At 40.8% G+C, this 18,555-nt stretch carries 20 protein-coding genes and 1 pseudogene; 6 read left to right on the top strand and 15 right to left on the bottom strand.

Features of this window, described 5'->3' with window-relative positions:
- Positions 1-11: 11 nt before the first annotated feature.
- The 11 genes from DWZ67_RS04365 to DWZ67_RS04315 are packed head-to-tail and all read right to left on the bottom strand — an operon-like array spanning position 12 to position 10,930.
- On the bottom strand, positions 12-704 hold the full coding sequence (locus tag DWZ67_RS04365; RefSeq protein ID WP_120138213.1) for a LicD family protein: 693 nt from the start codon (positions 702-704) through the stop codon (positions 12-14).
- Entirely contained in the window at positions 701-1,492 is a 792-nt protein-coding gene (locus DWZ67_RS04360; RefSeq protein ID WP_120138211.1) for a phosphorylcholine transferase LicD, read from the bottom strand. The genes DWZ67_RS04365 and DWZ67_RS04360 overlap by 4 nt, the downstream gene beginning before the upstream one ends.
- Positions 1,493-1,500: 8 nt before the next feature.
- Complete coding sequence (locus DWZ67_RS04355) at positions 1,501-2,574, bottom strand: phosphonoacetaldehyde reductase (protein WP_117681076.1); 1,074 nt, start codon at positions 2,572-2,574, stop codon at positions 1,501-1,503.
- A gap of 4 nt (positions 2,575-2,578) precedes the next feature.
- Entirely contained in the window at positions 2,579-3,709 is a 1,131-nt protein-coding gene (aepY, locus tag DWZ67_RS04350) for a phosphonopyruvate decarboxylase (RefSeq protein ID WP_117681077.1), read from the bottom strand.
- Positions 3,710-3,747: 38 nt separating this feature from the next.
- Complete coding sequence (gene aepX, locus DWZ67_RS04345; RefSeq protein WP_117681078.1) at positions 3,748-5,049, bottom strand: phosphoenolpyruvate mutase; 1,302 nt, start codon at positions 5,047-5,049, stop codon at positions 3,748-3,750.
- Complete coding sequence (locus DWZ67_RS04340; protein ID WP_165852455.1) at positions 5,015-6,283, bottom strand: O-antigen polymerase; 1,269 nt, start codon at positions 6,281-6,283, stop codon at positions 5,015-5,017. Before DWZ67_RS04340 ends, aepX begins: the two co-directional genes overlap by 35 nt.
- Before the next feature lie 56 nt (positions 6,284-6,339).
- The gene (locus DWZ67_RS04335; protein ID WP_117681079.1) at positions 6,340-7,260 is read right to left on the bottom strand and encodes a glycosyltransferase; all 921 of its coding nucleotides are present in this window, start codon (positions 7,258-7,260) and stop codon (positions 6,340-6,342) included.
- Between the two features lie 4 nt (positions 7,261-7,264).
- The gene (locus tag DWZ67_RS04330) at positions 7,265-7,807 is read right to left on the bottom strand and encodes an acyltransferase (protein ID WP_117681080.1); all 543 of its coding nucleotides are present in this window, start codon (positions 7,805-7,807) and stop codon (positions 7,265-7,267) included.
- A 7-nt stretch (positions 7,808-7,814) separates the two neighbouring features.
- Positions 7,815-8,924 (bottom strand): DegT/DnrJ/EryC1/StrS family aminotransferase, encoded by a 1,110-nt coding sequence (locus tag DWZ67_RS04325; RefSeq protein WP_120138207.1) that lies wholly within the window; start codon positions 8,922-8,924, stop codon positions 7,815-7,817.
- Between the two features lie 26 nt (positions 8,925-8,950).
- Positions 8,951-10,396 (bottom strand): lipopolysaccharide biosynthesis protein, encoded by a 1,446-nt coding sequence (locus tag DWZ67_RS04320; RefSeq protein ID WP_120138205.1) that lies wholly within the window; start codon positions 10,394-10,396, stop codon positions 8,951-8,953.
- A gap of 15 nt (positions 10,397-10,411) precedes the next feature.
- The gene (locus tag DWZ67_RS04315) at positions 10,412-10,930 is read right to left on the bottom strand and encodes a UpxY family transcription antiterminator (RefSeq protein ID WP_117681083.1); all 519 of its coding nucleotides are present in this window, start codon (positions 10,928-10,930) and stop codon (positions 10,412-10,414) included.
- Positions 10,931-11,691: 761 nt separating this feature from the next.
- Here DWZ67_RS04315 and DWZ67_RS04305 point away from each other — a divergent pair.
- Together DWZ67_RS04305 and DWZ67_RS04300 are read left to right on the top strand one after the other, a co-directional pair.
- Entirely contained in the window at positions 11,692-12,015 is a 324-nt protein-coding gene (locus tag DWZ67_RS04305) for a hypothetical protein (RefSeq protein WP_005829213.1), read from the top strand.
- Positions 12,016-12,137: 122 nt separating this feature from the next.
- On the top strand, positions 12,138-14,267 hold the full coding sequence (locus DWZ67_RS04300) for a VapE domain-containing protein (RefSeq protein ID WP_120138203.1): 2,130 nt from the start codon (positions 12,138-12,140) through the stop codon (positions 14,265-14,267).
- Positions 14,268-14,396: 129 nt separating this feature from the next.
- Here DWZ67_RS04300 and DWZ67_RS04295 read toward each other — a convergent pair whose 3' ends face one another.
- Complete coding sequence (locus DWZ67_RS04295) at positions 14,397-14,657, bottom strand: DUF4248 domain-containing protein (RefSeq protein WP_005829216.1); 261 nt, start codon at positions 14,655-14,657, stop codon at positions 14,397-14,399.
- Between the two features lie 275 nt (positions 14,658-14,932).
- On the opposite strand from DWZ67_RS04295, the gene DWZ67_RS04285 reads away from it, so the two are divergent.
- Together DWZ67_RS04285 and DWZ67_RS20045 are read left to right on the top strand one after the other, a co-directional pair.
- Entirely contained in the window at positions 14,933-15,442 is a 510-nt protein-coding gene (locus tag DWZ67_RS04285) for an HU family DNA-binding protein (RefSeq protein WP_008663501.1), read from the top strand.
- A gap of 54 nt (positions 15,443-15,496) precedes the next feature.
- Positions 15,497-15,598, top strand: a complete 102-nt coding sequence (locus DWZ67_RS20045) for a smalltalk protein (protein ID WP_005829220.1) — start codon at positions 15,497-15,499, stop codon at positions 15,596-15,598.
- On the opposite strand, the pseudogene DWZ67_RS20365 reads toward DWZ67_RS20045, so the two are convergent.
- Both DWZ67_RS20365 and DWZ67_RS04275 read right to left on the bottom strand, forming a co-directional pair.
- Positions 15,587-15,814 (bottom strand): annotated as a pseudogene (locus DWZ67_RS20365) (hypothetical protein); the annotation flags it as partial. The gene DWZ67_RS20045 and the pseudogene DWZ67_RS20365 overlap by 12 nt on opposite strands.
- A 110-nt stretch (positions 15,815-15,924) precedes the next feature.
- Positions 15,925-16,107 (bottom strand): hypothetical protein, encoded by a 183-nt coding sequence (locus tag DWZ67_RS04275; protein WP_005829223.1) that lies wholly within the window; start codon positions 16,105-16,107, stop codon positions 15,925-15,927.
- Between the two features lie 176 nt (positions 16,108-16,283).
- On the opposite strand from DWZ67_RS04275, the gene DWZ67_RS04270 reads away from it, so the two are divergent.
- Together DWZ67_RS04270 and DWZ67_RS04265 are read left to right on the top strand one after the other, a co-directional pair.
- A complete protein-coding gene (locus DWZ67_RS04270) occupies positions 16,284-16,517 on the top strand; it encodes a hypothetical protein (RefSeq protein WP_005829224.1) in 234 nt (77 codons plus the stop codon).
- Positions 16,508-16,843, top strand: a complete 336-nt coding sequence (locus DWZ67_RS04265) for a type II toxin-antitoxin system RelE/ParE family toxin (RefSeq protein WP_005836958.1) — start codon at positions 16,508-16,510, stop codon at positions 16,841-16,843. The genes DWZ67_RS04270 and DWZ67_RS04265 overlap by 10 nt, the downstream gene beginning before the upstream one ends.
- 168 nt (positions 16,844-17,011) lie before the next feature.
- Here the strand turns inward: DWZ67_RS04265 and proS are convergent, their stop codons facing one another.
- Positions 17,012-18,505, bottom strand: a complete 1,494-nt coding sequence (gene proS / locus DWZ67_RS04260; RefSeq protein ID WP_005829226.1) for a proline--tRNA ligase — start codon at positions 18,503-18,505, stop codon at positions 17,012-17,014.
- Between the last annotated feature and the right edge of the window lie 50 nt (positions 18,506-18,555).

Here is an 18,555-nt window from a genome sequence, read left to right as displayed (position 1 = left end):
AAAGATTAAAACTATTTTAGGGATAAATCATCTGTTATATAATTATAATTTCTATTAGGAATATTCCAATTCTTGCCATATCGTAAAGTCAAATATTCATTCACATCAATTGGAACTTTAAAATACTCATCATAAAAGAGAATATCTTTTGTATTCGACAACAAATAGGCAGGAATTACAATCTTACGAATTTTAGGTTTAGATTTAGCTATAAGTAAATCCTGCAAAAAAGCCCCACCTAAATAGTTCATAAACGAAATTATAAAATAAATAAAATTCACTACTTGACGAGAAAAAGAATGAGAGTTTCTATAAAGAGCAAGTCGTCTTAAACAGTTATAAATTGAATATAATAAATCAGATCCTTCTACTTTTGTCATTGTTGAATTATAAAAAGTACCATTTCGCAAATATGATTTCAAATTTATTTCGCAATTACAACAACGTAGATGAACTGTATTTGCAGTAATAATTACATCAAACCCTACTAAATAGAGTTCTCTTCCTATTGTTTTCGCTAAATGTTTATCAAATAAGAAATCAATTATTGCGATATCAATATCATCATCCCAAGGAATAAATGCTCTGTCTCGGACTGCACCCAATAATGTACCTGTATCTAAAATATATTTTATAGAGAATCTATCCAATATATCCCGTACAAGTAATAAGGATGCTAACCATTCTTTTTCTTTCTGATTCATTTCTGCAATACTTTATAATTATGCGTTGAAATCCGTCTTTCAACAGGGGGCATTTCCATATAATTTCCATAGAGTTGCATAAGCCATGAATTTGTCCCAACAGGTGCACTATAAGACTCATTTTCAAACACAACATTCATTTTACTTTGAAAAATAGAAGCACAAACGACCTCCCTATTCTTATAAGCTCCCTCCAAAAGATATTCTGATGATTTCTCCATAGAATATTTCATTGCATAGTTGTTTATAGCTTTTAAAACTGTATATAATGGAAAGGGAATAAAAATAAATTTCAAGAATGCAAGAATGATATTTTTAATCATTCCTCTTTTTCTCACATATTTCATTAATTTAAGAGTTGCAATATTTTGCAAAAACCAAACAAAATGACAATGTATTCTTTTTCTCATTTCTGAACTTGGCAGACCATCTATCGGGAAAACATCTATATTAACCCCGATATCATAGGAAGAGGAAGAATCGTCTACTAATATTGTATTTTTATCTAAAACTTTTCCAAAATGATAAGGATAAGTAGCATCCTTACTTATTGAAAGAAATTCGAATCTATCATGTTTAAATAACTTTTCAAATTTTAAATAATCAATACGAGGCATTACTATATCAATATCATCATCCCAAGGAATAAAACCTTGATGCCTCACAGCTCCCAATAAAGTTCCATACGCTAAATAATAATTCAACCCATTTTTTTCACAAAATATTTTTATTTCATTCAATATTTGTATCTGAATTTGCTTAAATTCATCACAAGACAACTCCTTCATAATATGTTTCAAAACAATTCACTAAAATCATCTAAGTCCACTGGATTATTTTGCAATCGCTGCCTATTTACACTCTCTAAAATGAAATACTTATTAAAATTTTCCGGCAACTTCAATGGCAATAAAATTCTTTTTTCTATATAGTCACCAATATCAATATTACACAGATTTTTTAAATATTCAATCTTTTGTTTATACAGAGATGGGGATATATTCTTTCTAATTCTATGTATATCCATATTTATTGACCAAAAAAAAGGAAATGTCATTGCTACTGCATGCCCATGTGGATACCCATAATAAGTTGTAAATGAATAAGAGAAAGCATGAGGCGCAGTCGTTTTAGTGATATTTATAGCACGACCAGCCCAATAAGCCCCCTCCGACACTTTATTTCTCATACTATTAGTAGGAGAATTTACAACTAATGGTAAATTAGGCCACAAAAGTTCAATTGCTCTCTTAGCAAATTCATCTGACTCTTTTGTAGCATAAGCATTCCAGTAAGCCTCTATAGCCTGAGCCAAAGCATCAAAACCTGCACAAGCTGTCAAATACCTCGGAGTATTGTATGTGAATGGGGGATATACAATTGCAACATCAGGTAAAATAGCATTATGTTCTACAGAATATTTCACTTTATTTTTATACAATACTGCAAAATGGGTCGCCTCACTTCCCGTACCGGCTGTAGTGGGAAGAACTATCAATGGAAGCAAATCTTTCTCTTTTTCAAATTTACCACTTGTAGGCTCACCAGAATAAGAATAAAAAAAGCGAAGTAGTTTAGCCATATCCAATACACTACCTCCACCAACAGCGACAATGACAGAACAAGAGTACTTACGTAATAGTAATAACCCTCTTTCCAAATCTTCGATTTTAGGATTTTCTTCAAAATCAAAATACTCCGTTACTTCACAATCTAATTCACTAAAAACAGCAGTCATAATAGATTTGGCACCACAAGTCTCATAAGAGTTTCTGCCACGCACCAAAAAAAGGTGAGAAAAAGAAAACTCCTTCAAAACTAAGAGCAAATTTTCGATTGAAGACTCTCCCAAAAAACAACGCTGCTCCATAAAATCATTGATTATTCAAGAAAAGCATAAAGGTATCTTTATTTTGTAAGGGAGTAGTAGTCGGACGTCCCAAATCCTTACGTGCTCCTTTTCTTACCTTAACCTCTAACAAAATAGGACCATGCATATACGTAATTCTTTTAAGGGCTTCACATAAGCTATCACTGTCTGAAACAGATAAAGCTGCCTCATAACCGCAAGCCTGAGCTATTTTACACAAATCAATATTAAAGGCAACTGTGGGTTGTCCACCTACAGAATCATGAGCCCCATTGTTAAAAATAACATGTACATAGTTGTCTGGATGTAAGGAACCTATTATTGCAAGCGATCCCATATGCATTAAAGTTGATCCATCACCATCGAAACAAAAAACTTTGCATTTTTTTTTCTCAAGAGCAATGCCTAATGCTATTTGAGAAGCATGCCCCATAGAACCTACTGTCAAAAAATCCTTCTCATGTTCCATAAAAGCAGAAGTACGGTATTCAAATAACTCACGTGATATCATACCTGTAGTAGAGACAATAATATCCTCTTTTGACAATGAAGAAGCTATAAGTTGAATAGCAGCCTCTCTTTTCAAAGGTAATATCACCTCTCCATCTTGTTGAAGCTTATACTCCTCAAAAGTTCCTTTGGGAATTACAAAAGCGAAAGGTTCATGTGTCTCATTCATATAAAAATTGGCATAATTCAATTGAGATAAGAATTCTGTTTCATTTTGAGACATAATGGCATATTTTATACCCATAGCTTCAAGTAAAGGAAGTGTCACTTTGCCCTGCTTAATATGCTGGGGCTCATCTTTTACTCCTGGCTCGCCACGCCATCCCACAAGTAACAATAAAGGAATATTGTAAACTTCTTTATCCGTTAATGACATTAAAGGATTGACAGCATTGCCAAGACCGGAATTTTGCATATAAACAACTGGTATTTTTTTTGTGGCTAAATAATATCCTGCAGCTAAACCAACTGCAGCTCCCTCATTGGCCGCGATAACATTTCGTTCTGTAACAAAATGATCGGTGATATATGCACACACATTTTTCAATAAAGAATCGGGAACTCCCGTAAAGAAATCCATTTGCATGGAGCAAAGAGAATCAATGAAAAATTTTGAAGATATCATAATAACAAGAATCTCAAATTAATAGAATATAAACGAAGTTATTTAGTACCCGGAATCAATTCTAATATTTCTTTGACAGGCATACATAAATCATTAGCTTCATATGAACGGGCATTAGCCAAAATGGACTTTGCTGTATTTAGCATGGCGGGATATGCACTTCTAAGCATATGATTGGCATAAATTACTACATTCACTCCCCATGATGCTAATTCATCTTCTGTTATATGATTATATGTTGTAGGAACAACCACAATAGGTATGGATTTATGCTTCTTACGCAAAGTCATACAGAACTCCCTAATATCCTTACCCGATTTATCCTTACTATGAATCATAATGCCATCAGCACCAGCCTCAATATATGCTAATGCACGTTCCATTGCATCATCCAGACCTTTACCTGCAATAAAGCTCTCAATACGAGCTATTATCATAAAATCAGCCGTTATCTGAGCACGCTTACCAGCCTTTATCTTATCGCAAAAACCTTCAATTGTATCCTGGGTTTGAACAGCGTCTGTTCCAAAAAGCGAGTTCTTCTTCAGACCAATTTTATCTTCAATAATAACTGCTGATATCCCTAAGCGCTCCAAAGTACGAACTGTAAATACAAAATGCTCTATTTTTCCACCTGTATCTCCATCAAAAATTACGGGTTTAGTTGTACATTCCAAAGCGTCATTCAGATCATGAAGACGGGTAGTCAAATCAACAGCTTCAATATCCGGTTTTCCTTTAGAGGTAGAATCAGTAAGACTACTAGACCACATTCCATCAAACTCACGTTTAATACCGTTAACCTCAACACTCGTATTTTCGATAATTAAACCTGTTAATCCACTATGAGACTCACATATTCGAACAATTTTCTTGGCAGAAATCAGACGTTTTAGACGTTTCAAGCGAATTTCAGGGGTAGTACCAATTTCCTTTAACTGGGTATTTAACTGGGTGGAAGATATACCTTTTGTATAAGGAACATCTATCACTTTACCACCCCATTTAGAAATTGTATCTATGACACGTTGACGAGTTTCTTTTTGAATACCATCCTTCCAATCATCACCATGAACTACAAAATCAGGTTTTATCAACTCTAAATTAGGAACATAATCAAGAGTTGTTTGGGGAATCACTTCTTCAACGCCTTTCAAATTCTTCACAATTAGCGAACGCTGTTCATAAGTCAAATATGGCAAACGTTTATAACTAGCAATAGCAGCATCTGTCAATACTCCAACAGTTACAGAACCATATTTCTGGGCCTCGTGAATAATATTCAAATGCCCTGGATGAATAATATCAGCACTCATGCCGACATAAACTTTTTTGTTCATATTTCTGGTATATAATTAGTAATATAATTAACACTACTGAAGCTGTTTTATAAAAAGTCCATGAAAAAGTCGCAAATATTGCAGTATAAAAAAAGAATAACATTAATATCAATCTTGCGAAAGTTGCTTTTTTCTGAAACTTATAAACAGTAAACCGAGTTGTTATTCCCAAAAAGAATGGCCACAACAATATTCCAAAGTAACCAAAATCTAAATAATAAAATATCAATGCTGTATAAGCAAAATTGAAAGTTATACCATAACCGACAGTTATTAGATGTTCTTGAAGATAGCCACCTATAACTTGATTAGCGGTTGTATAACTTCCTCCTAACGCATGAATAAACATCTTTAAAAGTGTATCAAATCCACCAACAGTTGCTCTTCCATACCACAAGCCTAAAAAGGAATCATACTGATACTCAAAAGCATAATCTAACGCTCTAATAGGTCCCAACATATACCATACAAATTGGGACAACAATTCTTCAAATCCCATAAGGATGGTTTGTCCATCTATATCAGTGACTCCTTTTCTCAATGTAGTTTGAATAGAAACAATCACAAAAATTATTGCACAAAAGAAAAAAAGGAAAAAAGTAAATTTGAAAGAATATTTTCGAATATTGCAATGTAATTTTGAAGCAATCTGGGTTCTTAGTACAAATAACAATATAACATATAAAAAGAGAGCTAGATAGTTAGCCCTTCCTCCTCCTAAATAGCCATAAAGAAAAAAATAGAGAACAAATAACATTAAATATATAGGAGGAAACTTGCTCTTGAAGACTATACAATAAGCTAAAAAGAACTGCACTATTGTTTGAAAAGGAGTAAACAGAAACTGAAATAAATATATCTCATAATTTGTACTAAACAGAAGCCCAGATTCAAAAAGAGACTCTCTTGCTTCATCTGCACCTACCACCTCTAACAACAACAAATACTTACAAATATAATTATATAGAATAATGATACTTGATATTCCTGCTAACACATACCACCAATTAGTTTTTATGGCTAAAATATTAGCTCTATTTTTATAAATTGAATGATTGTATTTTATAGGAAATATACTAAAACCTATTAAAAAAGAAACAACATACCCTAACAATATAATGTATGTTTCATTTGAAACAAGAAATAAGTCGCAAGGATTAAATGTAGAACAAAATAAATATGCACCCCACCAAAACAAAAAAACATATAAGAATTTTTTTGATAAAAAATCCATTCTACTTTTTTTTAAAAGTAAAAATATGAGAGTAAAAAAGCAGAATACTATCAAACTCATTTCATACGAAATTTTCGACCTTTAGTCATCCACCAAACTGTCAAATACCCCCACCTATATATATCCATAATATTTCTAGGAAAGTATGAGAAAGAATAGAACAAAAATGTTACAGAATGGCATATGTAATTCCAGAGAGAGATATCCACTGAAGACAACATAGCCTTATTAACGTAAGCCATATATCTATAATATGGAAAATTAGAATTTATTTCTTTCAACTTTTTCGGGACAAATAAATCCCGTTTGTGAATTTGATAAGTTATATGACTAGTAATACCTATTTCGCTCTTTCGATATACACACATATTATCATAAAAATAATATATATCACCATAAAACGAACAAACTAGAAATAAAAAACGATCATAAGCAAAAGGAATTATGTCTATTGAAAGCAAGGGAATTATGTCACTTCTAAAAACAAAAGATGCAGTATGAAAAATACGATTTCCCATAACATCATCCATTTTTATTATATTCTTTCGTAATAGACAAAACAAATGTTCCCTATTTTCTTTTTCATATATAACAGTAGATTGATGAGCTGTTGCCGAAAAAGATTGATTTGCTTCTAACATTTTAATTTGAATAGATAGTTTCCGAGAATCCGTCCAATAATCATCTCCTTCACAAATAGCAATATATTTACCTTCGACCTTAGGATATATATATTTTGAAAAAATATCAATTCCTTTAGAATATTGATTCTCTTTTTGTAGAATAGTTTTAATCTGAAAAGGGCATTTCTTGATATACTGAGAAATTATTTCAGTTGTACTATCTGTAGAAGCATCATCATGTATTATCAATTCTACTTGAAAATCCACCTGCTGAGAAAAAATACTATCTAAGCATGAAGATAAATATTCAGCTTGATTATAAGTAATGCAAATAATACTTACCAATGGCTTCATAAAACTATAAATTCAATAATCCTCTACGGCGTTCTTTAATTTTTTTTACAGGTATTCCTGCATATACCCCCCATTCATCAAGGCTTTTATTAACCAAAGACATAGCTCCAACTACACACCCCTTAGATATTTTCAACTTTGGAAACAATATACTTCCTGAACCAATTTGCACATATTCTTCTAACAAAACGGAACCACCCTGAACATTTATTTTGCTTTTATCATGTATTGGACCTATTAAAAAATCACCACTAAAATCATCCATTGAGCTAAAAATTGTTGCACGAGGAGAAAGTCCTGTATTATCACACATCGTTATTCCATAGGCTCCATAAAGTGCACAATAAGCAGAAATATGAATATTTGATCCAAGTTTAATATTCCCAGATAATATACAAAAGTCGTCAATACGGACATTATTACCTATTTCAATAGTAGAAGGGGTATAAAAATGAGCAAAACGACTAATTTTCAAATTATCTCCATATTTTTTAAACCCTAACGATTTTATTTCTTCTTCCGTTAAAAAAGACGTACTACCAATCATAAAAAGATTATTTCGATATAACCGATATTACTCTATCGATTTCTATTTGTGATAAAGAATTATATATAGGCAAACATATTACACTATTTGCCACCCGATTTGCTACTAATAGATTCTCAGGCTTAGCCGATTCCAATCCTCGATAAGTAGAAAATTCGCTTATCAACGGATAGAAATACCTACGCCCCAATATATTCCGTTCCTTCATCTTGAAATAAAGTTCATCGCGTGTCATGCCATATTTCTCAGAATCCACGAATATGGGAAAGTAAGAGTAATTATGACGGACTCCGGGCATATCTTCCATAAAAGTGATACCAGGTACATGTTCCAAGCCTTTACGATACATGATAGCCACTTGACGACGAGCTTCAATAGCTACATCCACTTGTTTCAAATTCAACAAACCATAAGCACTACGTACTTCGTCCATCTTGCCATTGATACCCGGAGCTATGACAGTCGTTTCCCCTGCAAAACCGAAATTTTTCAAATAGTCGATACGCTTTTTAGTCTTCTCATCATGGCAAATCAGAGCACCACCTTCAATCGTATTGTAAACTTTGGTCGCATGAAAACTCAAGGTTGACATATCACCGGCATTCAGAATTGACTTTCCAGCAACTTCTACCCCAAAAGCATGGGCAGCATCATAAATGACCTTTAAACCGTATTTGTCCGCTATCGCTTGGATACGTTCTGTATCACAAGGCTTGCCATAAACATGTACCGGCATAATCGCCGTTGTCTTGGGGGTTATTGCCGCTTCTATTTTGTCCGGATCAATGTTACAAGTTTCTGGATCAATATCCACAAATACCGGTTTGATTCCATTCCACCACAAAGCATGAGTGGTAGCTACAAAGCTATACGGAGTTGTTATCACCTCACCAGTAATACGCAATGCTTGCAGAGCACACATCAAAGGCAGTGTGCCATTGGTAAAAAGACTGATATAAGGCACCTTCAAATATTCACACAAGGCTTTCTCCAATTCTTGATGATAATAACCGTTATTGGTCAGCCACTTACGGTTCCAAATATCCTGTAAATAAGGAATGAAATCGTCAAGCGAAGGAAGTAATGGAGAAGTAACTGTAATCACTTTATTTTCCATCTTACTATAAAAATATATACTGATTTCTATTTTTTGTGAAGAGCCGACAACCCAAGCCGTTTTACCTCAAGATACTCTGGTAATCTTAATCTTTCATAAACAGCAAAAGCTAATGTCAAACCAACAATAATCTGAATGGGCAATTGAATATAAACGGATATATCCAATAAGGAAAAAAGCCACATGACAGCAGCAATTGTCAAAGAAACTGCAAAAACCGGAAGCACATCCTTGATTTGTTCTATGGTAGAATAGCGTATCAAGTCGGCAGAATAGTGGCTATTTAAGAAATAGGCTATGAAAGAGGTTAAGACACTCCCCCACAGCATATATTCGATGCCATAAAAAATACCTATCAGAATAGGAAACACCGCAATGGTCTTCTTTATGATTTCTAATTTCAGAAACAAGTCCGAACGTCCTTTCACCTGCAAGATATTCAGATTGATGGCATGAAGCGGATAAAGCATACCACTGAAACAAATAATCTGCAGAAAGGAAACAGCAGTCAACCATTTCTCACCGATCAGAATTATAATCAAAGGTTTAGCCACAGCTGCAAGTCCCAGCATGCAAGCGAATGTCACAAGCATTGTAGTCTTTATTATCTGCCGATAAGCTTCGCGCAAGCGCTCCGGTTCTTCTTGAATGGAACTAAGCACCGGATAACTGACACGCTGGACAATACTGGTCAGATTACTGGAAAATATCGTATTGAACTGCTCTGCACGAGTATATTGCCCCAACTGTGCAGAACTGTAACAACGGCCTATAACCACATAATAAACATTCTTGTAAAGAGTATCCAATAATCCGGACAACAAGAGCTTATAGCCAAAGCCGAACATTTCCTTGAAGCTTTTTACGGAGAATTCCCATTGGGGCATCCATTTACAGAATATCCAAAGAAACAGAGAATTCAGAATCTGCCGGGAAAGCTGTTGCCACACCAAACTCCATACACCAAAGCCCACTATAGCCATGCCTACGCCAATCAATCCACTTGAAACAGAAGAGATTATGGATACTTTGGTCTGTGTCTTAAAATCAATACCTCTTACCAATATGGTACGGGGAATGATACCCAATGCATTAACAATCAGAATCAGCCCTATTACCCTTAACACATCTATCAAAACCAGTTCTTTAAAAAACAGACTGATAGCGGGAGCAGCTACATATAAAAGGATGTATAAAACAATACTGACTATCAAGTTAAACAAGAAAACCGTATTGTAGTCTACCTTTTCAATACGTACTTTCCGTATCAGTGCATTAGAGAAGCCACTGTCGACAATGGAGTTGGACACCGCTATGAAGATAGCTATCATGGCCATAATGCCATATTCGGCAGGAGTCAAGAGACGGGCCAATATCAGGCCTACCAAAAAGGTAACACCGGAATTGGATATGTTATCGATAAAGCTCCACTTCGCACCATGGACAGCTTTATTTTTCAAAGATTCGGGCAATATTGTTACAAATTATTATTCGATCTCCTCCACCAGCGACGCATGCACAAACGTCGTCGCCACCGCCATCACCCCTTCGATGTTCACCACCACCCTCCTGTCATGGCGCACACGCACAAACACCCCTTCCACTCCTTCGAAGATGCCGCCGGTGATACGTACCCGGGTTCCTTGGGAGAGGTTCAGCTCGGTGGGTTCAAGATAGAGCACAGCCTGGTCGTAGGTGCCAGACACGGCGATGAAGCTGCGCATTTGTGAGTCCGGGATGACGATGGGCTGGCGGGTTTCGCGGTCCATGATATAGCGGATGGGGATGTTCATGCCCGGTTCGTTCTTTATTTCATCCATACGCTCGCGGGTGGAGCGGACGAAGACCAGGTTATGGACCGCAGGAACAAGCTTGCGCAGGCGGCGCTCTTTCCTCACGACATACTCATAGCGCATGGGTATATAGTTTTCAATGCCCGCTGCATCCAGGTATTCCTTGAAAAAAAGCTCTCGGCTATAGGTGACACGCACTGCATACCAGTGCATTTCTGCATTCTCGTTCACGAAAAAATATGATTGGGGGACACCGGAGTAGCGAAGTACCTCCCGGTCAAGTAATGTAATGCGGTTACTTTAAATAGGCTATATGCATTCATTTTATTTCAAAACCCTCCACCATCTCGGAAGGAAGGCGACGAAATAGTTATATTCAAGCTATCTTGCGATAAGCCGTTATCAACGAAACGTTTATGATAAAAGAAATGTTTTATAACACGTTCCGTTTAATGAACGCAAAGGTAACGTCAAGAAATGAAAGTACAAAATATTCTGATTGATAAAATGATAATCTTTTTTAATGCAGACATCATTACACTATATATCAAAGAATTACGCCTATTAGGTAAGATACACGCGCACGCGCGTCATTTCTTATCTTTTTAAAGAAAGGGTGTGTTACATATATAACCATAGGTTCCGGTACCTCACCCTATACATACAGATTACACACACGCTTCACTAGTTCACGGAGAGGGGCACCACAGATTACACAGATTGGCACAGAGGAGCACAGAGAAAAATTCTTCGCTACGTTCTGAGTGACGGATACTCACGGAAACAAAAGGATGATACGCACGGACATACACAAAAGTGATACGCACAGAAACTACAAAAATCCGTGCCAATCCGTGTAATACATAGTGCACAGACTTCTCTTTTTTATTAATTTTGCACCCGATTCGTTAACTTAATATAAAATTGTATTTTCAAATTGTAGTTATGAGAACAAAAAAACGCCAATTAGCGTGATGCAAATCAAAGGGAGAGATTACCAAGTGCTGTACACCAAAGAGAGCAAAGAGGTGCAAGTGGCCATCGACCTGCTTTCTATGGTAGAACACAAGTCGTTAACCGTGGAATACAAGGAGCGGAAGGCTTTCCTGACACCCTTCATCCCACTGCTGATAAATCCCCAAAAGGAACACGGACTGAAGGGCGTAAGCCCCTTCGCCAAGCTGCTGCATCTACTTGTAAACTTTATGGACGCGGACGGAAGCGGCAATACGCTGAACCCCGATTGCATTGAGGATGAGATATATAAGCTCTTCAATGAGCTATATCCCAAGGAGTAAAACGGACCGAGGAATTCAAATTGTAAAAAAACGGCTGTCCCACTGCGGATGGCCGTTTTTGCTTCCTAAGGAAATAAACGGCATCTTTGCGCCGCCAATAAGGCAAACTTAATACAAATTGAATGGAAAACATTCCAGTTACCACCTACCGTGGTTTCAGCACCGTCAGCGGGGAGACAACCTTCACGCAGGACATGGCTGACATAAGAAACGGCAAGCATGCCAAGTTAATCATCAAAATCGCCAGCCTCGTGGCACAGGGCAAGGTGGAGGAAGCCAACCACGTCAAGAAGCAGCTTCCCTTCAGGACCCTCACGGCCAACTACCGGGAAAGAAGGCTCGCACCGAGCATCACCCGCTACAACCCCGTCATCACGCTCGACATCGACGACCTGGAAGAAGGACAGTTGGAGCAGACCCGGACCCTCATCAACGAAGACCCGCACACCCTGGGCAGTTTCCTCTCCCCCAAAAGGCACGGCTACAAGCTGTTCGTCTTCATGCAGACGGAATACACCCGGCGTCTGTATGACCGTCTCCGGCAGGGCGAGGTGACCTACGCCACGCTCGAGGAGATACACCTGAAGCTGTACAGCGCCGCCAAAGAGCACTACGAGGCCCTTCTCGGAGTAGAGGTGGACGGAAGCGGAAAGGACATTTCGCGGGGATACTTCATGTCCTTCGACCCGCATGCCTATATCAATGCCGCACTGCTGGAACAGATTTCCCCGTTGCCGGCACGCATCATCCCGCCTGCGAAGAAGGAAAGCGGCAAGAAGAGGACGGCTGCCGAAACGGTACACCCCCTCCCCGCCTCCGTTGCCGCCACGCCGCAGGACGCAAAGCCTTGGGAGAAGCTGATATTCTCCCAAGCCGTGACCGCCGTGAAGCGCACCACCAGGTTCCGGGCAGGCAACCGCGACAACTTCCTCTTCGCCCTGGGCAACAAATGCTACAGCAAGGGCCTGGACGAGCAGACAGCCATCAGACTGGCGAAAAACGAGTTCGGACAAGAGTACCCCGACGTGGAATCCCCCCTGCACAATGCCTACATCTATACCGACAAGACCAGCGAAGCCGCCACAAAGAAGGAAGAGAAAAAGCCCGTCATCAACCAAGTGATGAGCTTTCTGGAAGAGCACTACGGCATCCGCAGGAACCTCATCCTGGACCGCCTCGAATTCATGCCCTACACCCCGTCGGCAGATGCCGGAAAAGGTTACCGCCCCATGCGCGGAAAGGACTACAACACCATGTTCGTAGACCTGCAGATGGCCGGCATCTCCTGCTACCAGAATTTCCTCAGAGCCGTGATAGACTCCAACTACGCCAAGGAGTTCAACCCCTACACCGACTATCTGTACGCGCTTCCCCCCTGGGACGGGACGGACTACATCGCCCAACTTGCCGACACCCTGACGACCGAGAACCGGGAGCTATGGCAGAAGGGCTTCAAACGGTGGATAGTGGGCCTGGTGGCCTGCGCACTGAGCGACGAGGACATGAACCAGCTCGTCATCATCCTCTACAGCGAGCAGGGAAAGGGAAAGAGCAGCTGGATTCGGCGCCTGCTGCCGCCCGAGTGGAAAGAGTACTTCTACAACGGCATAATAGACCCGAGCAACAAGGACGATGCCCGCCTGCTCGCCACGCGAATCATCATCAACATGGAGGAGTTCGAAGGCGTGAAGCCCGGCGAGCTGGCAGCATTGAAGCGAATCATCGCGCAGGACAACGTGACGCAGCGCAAGGCCTACGACATCGAAGCCTTCACCCTGCCCCGCCACTGCTCCTTCATCGCGAGCACCAACAACCGGCAGTGCCTGCAGGACATCGGCGGAAACCGGCGTTTCCTCCCCATCACCATCACCGGCATAGACTACCACACCCCGGTGAACCATCCCGGTATCTACGCCCAGGCGCTCGCCCTGCTGAAAGGCGGATTCAGATACTGGTACGAGGGCGAGGAGATAGAACAGTTGAACAAGCACAACGAACGGCACCGCATGAAAGACCCCGTGGAGGAGAACCTCTTCGTCTTCTTCCGCAAACCGCTGCCCGAAGACCTGCAGACAAAGTGGCTCCCTGCCAGCGTCATACTGACCAAGCTCAGCATATTCGGAAAGGTGCAGGTGAACCCGCACACCCAGCTGGTACTGGTGCAGGCACTGGAAAAGTACGGATTCGGCACACGGACCAACGAGCAGGAGACGACCGAATATGAGGTAGTGGACATCCAGCTATATCAGTAACCGGCATTCGAGGAGAAGAGAGAAGCCCCGTAACATATATTGTTGTGCATGACAACATATATTGTTACGGGGCTTTACATATATTGGCGTTTTCTTTACAAGGTTTCCCTATTTCCGGCCGGCATCCTGTCAGGGTTCTCCCAGATACTTCACCAGCACTTTCACTTCCAGCGGAGTGAAGGTGCGCCGGTATTTGTTGTAGCCCACCTTCTCCAGCTCACCCTTCAGTGCCTTGTTGTGGCGTATCCATGCCGCCAGGGTATAGATGGCATTGCTGATGCAGTAAGTCGGGTTATAGAGCATGGCAAGCTCCTCCTTCGAATAGGCGTGGATGCGGAACGGACGAAGGTCTTCCTCCTCCTCTTCCCTCTTTTCTTTTTCTGTTTTCATTCCTTATGTTATTGGTTGATTATTACACCATAAAGATACTGAATATCAGCGGTATGACCAAGCATATACAGACATAAACGGGCATCGGACGAAGAATTTTTTTTGAACAGAAAGGAAACGGGAAAGAGACGGCGTAACCCGAAGAAAGCCATGAGCAGAAAAAGCCGGAGGAGTACTTTTGCAGCACCCCTCTTCCCCCCTAAAGGAGAAAGAGCAAAGTATTGCAATACGGGACTTTAATTTCTAATTGTTAATTTTTAATTATTTAACTGTTTATGGGAGTACCATTCAAGAAAATTGCGAGGAAAGATCCTCGAAAGGCAGATGCGGTGGCAAAGTTCTACCCGCAGCTGGTGACACTGGGCGACAATGCGACGCTGGACGACATTGCGTATGTGATGAAAGAGAAGAGTTCGCTGACACTGGGAGACATCCAGAGTGTATTGACCAATTTTGTGGAGGCCATGATAACAACCCTCTACAGCGGCCAGTCGGTGAATATCAAGAACTTCGGCGTATTCAGCCTGTCGGCGCGTACGGCAGGCGTATTGGATGTAAAGGAGTGCACCGCCAAGAACATCAAGGCGGTGAAAATCAATTTCCGGCCTTCCAGCACCGTAAGACCGGACATCGCCGCCACGCGTGCCGGGCAGAAGATTGACTTCTACGACCTAGAAGCTTTGCTGAACAAGGGAGACGGTGAAGGAGGAAGCTCCGGCGGCGGTTCCGGCTCGGGAGACGGAGGCGGTTCGGACGGAGACCAGGGCGAAAATCCGTTGGGATAAGTATGACTGATTTTACTACCGATTCGTATGTTCAACTTTTAAAACGTATATAGCATGAAAAAAAGTATCTGGGATAAAATTCTGAAAGTCGTAATTGCAGTAGCCTCCGCCATCTTAGGGGCATTGGGAGCCAATGCGATGAACGTGAGCATTTAAGTCGCCGGAAAGAAAGGACGGCAGGAAGAGGAAACCCCGAAAAAGGTTTCCTCTTTCTCTTCCCTCTCTATACAGCGCAGGATACATCGCCTCGCAGACCGACTCGAAGCCGGCAGTGGTGGCATAGGCCTTGCAGCCTGCCATGTAGCGCAGGAACTTGACGTCATCGAGCTGATGGAAACTCAAGGTGTCGTCCACACGGCACACCTCGGCTTCCGGTTATAAATGACAAAAGTCACACCGGCATCGCGCAGACATGACTTCAAGAGAATTTATGGAATAAATACGTAAAAAGGATAATTCGGTCGGCATATGATGCCGGAATATCAGACAAATTCCTCGACCATATACATATCACTGACAAAATCGTCAACAATCTGTTCCAGGTTTTCGCAGGCTTCGTCAGGCGTTTCACCGTAGGCGCTGCACAACACATTATTCATAAAATAAGCGTAAAAACCACCGCCGGCTGCCGCCTCTACGGTATAGTCATTTCTGTTCAGTTTCATATTCGGGCCTCCTTTCTTTTTTTACGCTGCAAAAATGAGGGAAAGTTGTTACGAGGAGATGTGAAGGAGGTTACAATAGTATGTAGATTGGTTGGCTTTGATGCAGTGGAAAATAAATGGATTGAATATTAGGAGTTTTCATTTATTCAGTTTACCTTTGATTAAAAATAAAAGCAATGGGTAAAATTAAACCATATAAAGAGCAGGACTCTTCCAAACAAACGGCACAAGAACCGATGATGGCAACTTATCATCAATCAGCCATACCGATGGACGACTTTATCAACAGTATTCCCCGAGATGCTTTGGCTGAAGCCCTTCTATTTGCCTTAGAAGAGAATAAAGCAGGACACTGTATATCAAACTCCCAAATAGAGAGTATGATAAATGAACGCATGGGATGGAAATAGTCTGGTCTAAGTTGGCTTATGAGCACTTTTTAGAGATACTTATTTATGTAGAGAATAATTTTGGCATGTTGACGGCACAGAAAACACGTCAAAAGATACAAGACAAAGTAAATCTTTTAGCAAAACATCCGTATATAGGAATTATAGACAGTGATTTTTCTACTCTATTTAACAACATTACTGTCCGTCATTTAAAACTTTCCCCTAACGTGATATATTATTTGATTGATGAGAATAGGATTGTCATTGCAGCAATGCTTCATTCAAAACAATCTCCGGAAACTGTACGCAAAACAATCTCAGAATTTCTGAAGCAATATAAATAGCTGTTCATCAATTCATGATGAGAGATAACTCTATAAATTTAAAACCGAGAGGACGTATCAAGATATACAATCACCCCGGATTACGCGGATTAACACAGATAAAAGTTTCTGATTATCAGAACTCCTAAAATCATCTGTGTTAATCCGCGTAATCCGGGGTGGGTATTATTAATAGGAACGTGCAAAAATCACGCGGCAGGCAGAAGGCTTGCCGGTAACCATACACTTGCCCGGTTCCTTGTCACCCGGAACAAATGAATCGAAGGGAATACAACGGATGGTTGCTTTGGTCTCTTCCTTGATTTTCTCTTCGGTTTCGGTAGTCCCGTCCCAATGAGCCAGAATGAAGCCGCCTTCTTCAATCTTTTCCTTGAATTCCTCGTAGCTGTCCACGCTGGTGATGCGGCTGTTACGGTAATCGAGCGCTTTCTTGTAGACATTTGCCTGAATGTCCTCGAGCAAATCCTTCACGTACTCTTCGATACCCTCGCAGGAACGCGTCTCCTTCTCCAGTGTATCGCGACGCATGATTTCCATTGTATTGTTCTCCAGGTCGCGGCCACCCATCACCAGACGAACGGGAACACCCTTCACCTCATAGTCGGCAAACTTGAAGCCCGGACGTTTGTTGTCGGCATTGTCGTACTTCACGGAAATGCCCATCGATTTCAGCTTGGCAACAATGCCTGCCACTTTCTCGTCAATCTTAGCCAGCATCTCCGCATTCTTGTAGATAGGTACGATGACTACTTGTATCGGAGCCAGGTGCGGAGGAAGTACCAGACCGTTGTCATCGGAATGCGTCATGATAAGCGCTCCCATCAGACGGGTGGAAACACCCCAGGAGGTAGCCCAAACATACTCCAGCTTGTTCTCCTTATTGACGAACTGTACATCGAACGCCTTGGCGAAGTTCTGTCCCAAGAAGTGGGAAGTACCGCTCTGCAAAGCCTTTCCGTCCTGCATCATCGCTTCGATGGTGTAGGTGTTGAGGGCACCGGCAAAACGCTCGTTGGCAGACTTCACGCCCTTTACCACGGGCACCGCCATGTATTTTTCGGCAAACTCGGCATATACATTCAGCATCTTTACCGCTTCTTCTTCGGCTTCCTCGCGAGTGGCATGTGCCGTGTGTCCTTCCTGCCAGAGGAATTCGGCGGTACGGAGGAACAGACGGGTACGCATTTCCCAACGGAACACGTTTGCCCACTGGTTGCACAAGATAGGCAGGTCGCGGTATGAATTGATCCAGTTCTTGTAGGTGTTCCAGATGATGGTTTCGGAAGTGGGGCGGATAATCAGCTCTTCTTCCAGTTTTGCAGCAGGGTCCACCACCACACCGCCGCCATTCGGATCGTTCTTCAAACGATAGTGCGTCACGACGGCACACTCTTTGGCAAAGCCTTCCACATGTTCCGCCTCACGGCTGAGGAATGATTTCGGAATAAGCAAGGGGAAATAAGCGTTGACGTGTCCCGTTTCCTTGAACATATCGTCCAACTGACGTTGCATCTTCTCCCAGATAGCGTATCCGTAAGGCTTGATCACCATACAGCCGCGTACAGCCGATTGTTCTGCCAAATCGGCTTTTACCACCAACTCGTTGTACCACTGAGAATAGTTCTCACTACGTTTGGTAAGGTCTTTCAATTCTACTGCCATTCTATTTCGTTTTTTAAAGTTTTCGTTGATTTCTCTAAACAGTCGGCAAA

It is taken from the genome of Bacteroides sp. AF34-31BH (assembly GCF_003602795.1).
Lineage (GTDB): Bacteria > Bacteroidota > Bacteroidia > Bacteroidales > Bacteroidaceae > Bacteroides > Bacteroides uniformis.
This window is presented reverse-complemented; position numbering and strand designations above follow the sequence as displayed.

What these genes read in the sequence shown, in the direction of transcription:
- DWZ67_RS04285 (WP_008663501.1), top strand. Translation starts at nt 14,933, where the DNA reads ATGGGAGTACCATTCAAGAAAATTGCGAGGAAAGATCCTCGAAAGGCA.
- DWZ67_RS04325 (WP_120138207.1), bottom strand. Translation starts at nt 8,924, where the DNA reads ATGGAAAATAAAGTGATTACAGTTACTTCTCCATTACTTCCTTCGCTT.
- DWZ67_RS04355 (WP_117681076.1), bottom strand. Translation starts at nt 2,574, where the DNA reads ATGGAGCAGCGTTGTTTTTTGGGAGAGTCTTCAATCGAAAATTTGCTC.
- DWZ67_RS04360 (WP_120138211.1), bottom strand. Translation starts at nt 1,492, where the DNA reads ATGAAGGAGTTGTCTTGTGATGAATTTAAGCAAATTCAGATACAAATA.
- DWZ67_RS04295 (WP_005829216.1), bottom strand. Translation starts at nt 14,657, where the DNA reads ATGAAAACAGAAAAAGAAAAGAGGGAAGAGGAGGAGGAAGACCTTCGT.
- DWZ67_RS20045 (WP_005829220.1), top strand. Translation starts at nt 15,497, where the DNA reads ATGAAAAAAAGTATCTGGGATAAAATTCTGAAAGTCGTAATTGCAGTA.
- DWZ67_RS04305 (WP_005829213.1), top strand. Translation starts at nt 11,692, where the DNA reads ATGCAAATCAAAGGGAGAGATTACCAAGTGCTGTACACCAAAGAGAGC.
- DWZ67_RS04275 (WP_005829223.1), bottom strand. Translation starts at nt 16,107, where the DNA reads ATGAAACTGAACAGAAATGACTATACCGTAGAGGCGGCAGCCGGCGGT.
- DWZ67_RS04270 (WP_005829224.1), top strand. Translation starts at nt 16,284, where the DNA reads ATGGGTAAAATTAAACCATATAAAGAGCAGGACTCTTCCAAACAAACG.
- DWZ67_RS04265 (WP_005836958.1), top strand. Translation starts at nt 16,508, where the DNA reads ATGGAAATAGTCTGGTCTAAGTTGGCTTATGAGCACTTTTTAGAGATA.
- aepX (WP_117681078.1), bottom strand. Translation starts at nt 5,049, where the DNA reads ATGAACAAAAAAGTTTATGTCGGCATGAGTGCTGATATTATTCATCCA.
- DWZ67_RS04300 (WP_120138203.1), top strand. Translation starts at nt 12,138, where the DNA reads ATGGAAAACATTCCAGTTACCACCTACCGTGGTTTCAGCACCGTCAGC.
- DWZ67_RS04365 (WP_120138213.1), bottom strand. Translation starts at nt 704, where the DNA reads ATGAATCAGAAAGAAAAAGAATGGTTAGCATCCTTATTACTTGTACGG.
- DWZ67_RS04340 (WP_165852455.1), bottom strand. Translation starts at nt 6,283, where the DNA reads ATGGATTTTTTATCAAAAAAATTCTTATATGTTTTTTTGTTTTGGTGG.
- DWZ67_RS04315 (WP_117681083.1), bottom strand. Translation starts at nt 10,930, where the DNA reads ATGCACTGGTATGCAGTGCGTGTCACCTATAGCCGAGAGCTTTTTTTC.
- aepY (WP_117681077.1), bottom strand. Translation starts at nt 3,709, where the DNA reads ATGATATCTTCAAAATTTTTCATTGATTCTCTTTGCTCCATGCAAATG.
- proS (WP_005829226.1), bottom strand. Translation starts at nt 18,505, where the DNA reads ATGGCAGTAGAATTGAAAGACCTTACCAAACGTAGTGAGAACTATTCT.
- DWZ67_RS04330 (WP_117681080.1), bottom strand. Translation starts at nt 7,807, where the DNA reads ATGATTGGTAGTACGTCTTTTTTAACGGAAGAAGAAATAAAATCGTTA.
- DWZ67_RS04335 (WP_117681079.1), bottom strand. Translation starts at nt 7,260, where the DNA reads ATGAAGCCATTGGTAAGTATTATTTGCATTACTTATAATCAAGCTGAA.